This window comes from Flavihumibacter sp. CACIAM 22H1, from assembly GCF_001601815.1.
In the GTDB taxonomy this organism is placed as follows: domain Bacteria; phylum Bacteroidota; class Bacteroidia; order Chitinophagales; family Chitinophagaceae; genus Flavihumibacter.
The window spans coordinates 1-3,888 of record NZ_LUKG01000150.1; the positions used below are offsets into that span (position 1 = coordinate 1).

Below are 3,888 nucleotides of genomic sequence, written 5' to 3' on the forward strand. Positions count from 1 at the left end.
ATGGAATTGGTGTACAACGATTGGTACCAGCGCAAAGAAAAGGTTCAGCAATTAGCTTATTTTAGCTTAACCGGCAACCAGCGTCCAACACAGTAATCCCCTAAATTGGAAAAAGATGATCAAATACAAAGAGATTTTCGAGAAAAACAGGCAATGGATTGAAGAAAAAACGAAAACCAATAAGGCTTATTTTCAGGAACTGGCAGCGGGGCAAAAACCTGAATTTCTGTTTATAGGTTGCAGCGACAGCAGGGTTACTGCGGAAGACCTGATGGGCGCACAACCAGGAGAAGTATTTATTCATCGGAATATTGCTAACCTGGTGCCTAATAATGACAACAATTCCGGTGCAGTAGTAGAATACGCCGTACGCCACCTGGATGTAAAACATATTATTGTTTGCGGGCACTATAACTGCGGAGGTATTAAAGCCGCCATGCAACCCAAAGACCTCGGTTTAATGAACCCCTGGCTAAGAACCATCCGTGATGTTTACCGTTTACACAAAGAAGAACTCCAGGCCATTACAGACGAAGAAGCACGCTATAAGCGATTGGTAGAACTGAATGTGCAGGAACAATGTATCAATATTATTAAAATGGCTGCCTGGCAAAAAAGTTATCTTTCCAAAGGTTACCCGGTAGTACATGCATTGGTGTTCGATATTCATTCCGGAAAATTGATCGACCTGAATATTGACTTTGATAAAGCCCTGGATTCTATACGTGAAATTTATGACCTCGGTACCGATAATACGACCGGAGGTTAAAACATTTTGTTAGAACCAACGCCTTTGAGTTTGCCGGTTTATAATTGAATTAGTAACTTGTTTGAAACAACCTTATCGGCCGGATGAAAAAACTTCTTATGCTTGCAGGAGCCCTTTGTTCCTGTGTTGCGCTACACGCACAAACCAATTTTACCCGTAACGCAGTTTACCTGGAAGCAGGAGGAAATGGCTTATTTGGCGCACTCAATTATGAATATCAGTTCAGTCATAAACCGGGGTTTGGGATACGTGCTGGACTAGGATTTTATGCCGAATACGGAGTGCATCCGACTATTCCGGTGGCCATCAATTACCTGGTTCCTTTAAAAAACGAATTGCAATTCCTGGAAGCCGGGCTGGGATTAACCCCTACCCTGGAATTCAACCGGCAATCAAAAGACGTTATTACGGTAGATCTGGTATCCTATATCGTTCCATCTTTTGGCTTCAGAAAACATACCCGCAATAATTATATGTGGCGCATCAATTTTTCTCCCATCCTTAATGCAGACCCCTTCCTGCCCTGGATCGGTTTTTCTTATGGAAAACGATTTTAGTAAAATTGCCCTTTTTTTGGCAGAATTACCCCCCAGGCCCTTTCCCGATAAGGACTAGTTTTAAGGAGTAAAAAGACAGTATGAATACATCCATTACGACGATTGACGAATACATTGAATCTTTTCCGAAAGAAATTCAGGTACTCCTAAACAAAATGAGGACAGCTATTCAAAAAGCTGCACCTAAAGCGGAGGAAGCCATTAAATACGGTATGCCCACTTATGTGCAATATGGTAACCTGGTACATTTTGCCGGTTGCAAAACCCATATTGGCTTCTACCCTTCCCCAAGTGGTATCACTAATTTTGAAAAGGAGTTAAAGGGGTATAAAACCTCCAAAGGCGCTATCCAGTTTCCACTTGACCAGCCCATCCCCCTGGAGCTGGTGAAAAAAATTACGAGCTTCCGGTTAAAAGAAAACAAAGAAAAATATGAAGCAAAGAAAAAGCCTGCCTAAACAGACAGGCTTTTTCGTCAATGACTACGTACGGCTACGCCAATTTTAGAATCGGCTGTTCCATAATACAAAAACCATTTATCCTTAAATCGAACAAGTCCCTCTGCAAATATTACATGATTTACCTGTCCGCTTATTTCAAACGGGCGATCAGGACGGATAAACCAGGAAGCCGATCGGTCAATTACTTCCATAGGATTATCAGACCGAAGTAATATTTGTCCGGCTGCGTATGTACCCCCGGGCAGACTCGTATCTCCGCGGGCAGGATCATTCCTGCTGTTATAAATAAATAATATTCCTTTATCAGTTAGCACTGCGGGTGGACCCGGCTCTACCAGGTAACTGTCGAATTTTCCCTGACGGGGCGAAAACACGACTTTAAAGGTTTCATGTTTACGGAGTGTATCGTAGCTGCGTTTGGATGGATCAGGTTCCGGTACAGGCTCCCAATCGATGAGGTTATCGGAGGTTGCAGCATAAATATTCGATTCGCCCCAGTACATCCAGTATTTCCCATTGATACGAACAGCAACCAGTTTATCACCTGCCGGTTTGGTTACAATAGCGCCGGATTTTGACCAGATCTGTACATATTTTCCACCAGCAGTTTTGCTAAAAATTGATCCATGTTTGGTCCAGTTAACCAGGTCAGTGGAACTGGCTACCATCAGGCGGGCGGTTTGGCCATCATATGCCGTATACGTTAAAATATACCGGCCGGATGAGTCTTCCACAATACGCGGGTCCTCACATCCTCCTTCCCATTCCAATGCTTTGAATGCATCTTCAGCAGGAAACAGAACAGGTTCTTTTTTCTTCGTAAAATGCAAACCATCTTCACTTTCGGCCAATCCGATACGAGAGGTTCCATTATACTTTCCGATACTGTCTTCTGCCCGGTATAAAAGGTATACTTTACCATCTTTTACAACAGCAGCCGGGTTAAATACATCTTTCAGCTCCCATTGCACATATTGTTTCCTGATCGGGTCCGGAAAACTATCCATGCCAGGGCTGAGGCAGGGATTAACACTGTCTGATTTCAGAAATCCGGTCAGCATCCATTCCTCCTGACCAGGTTCTTTCTTTTGCACACCACAGGCAGCCAGTACAAATAGCAGTAACGCAAACAGGTACCCACTGGGTTTATTAAACATGGTATCGTATTTATTCAGCTTTAACCCCTATTACAGGTAAGGCCTTTTCACGTATCAGTTGATTAAAGGCAGCTACCTGAATGGTTTTGATCTGCTCCAGTTTATTGAAGGCTGCTTCGCACTGTTGTGCCAGGTCTGTATACACATCCCTGGCCTGTTTACTGGGCGCCATATTACCACTGTTAGCCGCATCAAATACACCGGCCAATTTATCATTGAGCCGGATGGGGAAATTCAGCACATCCTGGAAACTTTTGGCCTTTGTCTGGTAAAATATCTCTTCTACAGCCGTTAATTGCCGGGTGATACTATCGGCCTGTTGTTTTATTTCTGCAGGAATAGCATTGCCCTGGCGGCTTACAAAATCAGTTAGCTGGCTACGAAGCGCCCGGATCTCTTTTACACTTTTTTGCACTTTATTAAAGCTGCCCTGCACCTCCTGTAAAAAATTGAACTGTGCTTCATAATCGGCAATTGATACTTTATAATTGGGATCGGCCTTCAGCACAAAAGGAAGTTCTACCGAATCTGTACCCAGCTTTACAAGAGCAGAATAAGTGCCGGGTGCTGCCAAAATACTTCCGGGTACTCCATTCCATAAAATCATTCCATCAATTTTTTCTCCCTCCGGATATTGCAGGTTCCAGGTCCATTGATTCATGCCTTTATTCACCTCCAGCTTATTTTCTTTTGAGTCGGTAGAATAGGTTTTGATCAGCTTCTTATTTTTATCACGCAGGGTAATGGAAGCAGGTGTAGAATCTGTGATGGAAGGTCCGGCATAAAAATTAATAACCAGGCCGGGAGTTGGGTTTTTGCCTGCATTTACCGGCATCGCTCCCTGAAAACCTCCACCAGACCTGATCCGCCAGGTATCTCTAACCGGGAAAACATGCAATGATTTGGATAGGATGGATGGATCAAATGCCTGCACCACGCTCAGG

Annotated in this window: 5 protein-coding genes; 3 read left to right on the top strand and 2 right to left on the bottom strand. The window is 43.7% G+C overall.

Translation table 11 applies throughout. The annotated features are described in order from the left end of the window. The first annotated feature begins 115 nt into the window (after positions 1–115). The 3 genes from A1D16_RS21355 (at position 116) to A1D16_RS21365 (ending at position 1,784) form a co-directional block, all read left to right on the top strand. Positions 116–769, top strand: a complete 654-nt coding sequence (locus A1D16_RS21355) for a carbonic anhydrase (protein ID WP_290713626.1) — start codon at positions 116–118, stop codon at positions 767–769. Between the two features lie 83 nt (positions 770–852). Next, positions 853–1,326: a hypothetical protein gene (locus tag A1D16_RS21360; RefSeq protein WP_290713629.1), complete on the top strand. Its 474-nt coding sequence runs from the start codon at positions 853–855 to the stop codon at positions 1,324–1,326. Positions 1,327–1,406: 80 nt separating this feature from the next. After that, positions 1,407–1,784, top strand: a complete 378-nt coding sequence (locus A1D16_RS21365) for a DUF1801 domain-containing protein (protein ID WP_290713632.1) — start codon at positions 1,407–1,409, stop codon at positions 1,782–1,784. 17 nt (positions 1,785–1,801) lie between these two features. Here A1D16_RS21365 and A1D16_RS21370 read toward each other — a convergent pair whose 3' ends face one another. After that, positions 1,802–2,944, bottom strand: a complete 1,143-nt coding sequence (locus A1D16_RS21370) for a glycoside hydrolase family 130 protein (RefSeq protein WP_290713636.1) — start codon at positions 2,942–2,944, stop codon at positions 1,802–1,804. Positions 2,945–2,954: 10 nt separating this feature from the next. Beyond that, a partial coding sequence (locus A1D16_RS21375) for a hypothetical protein (RefSeq protein WP_290713639.1) occupies positions 2,955–3,888 on the bottom strand: 934 nt, incomplete at its 5' end.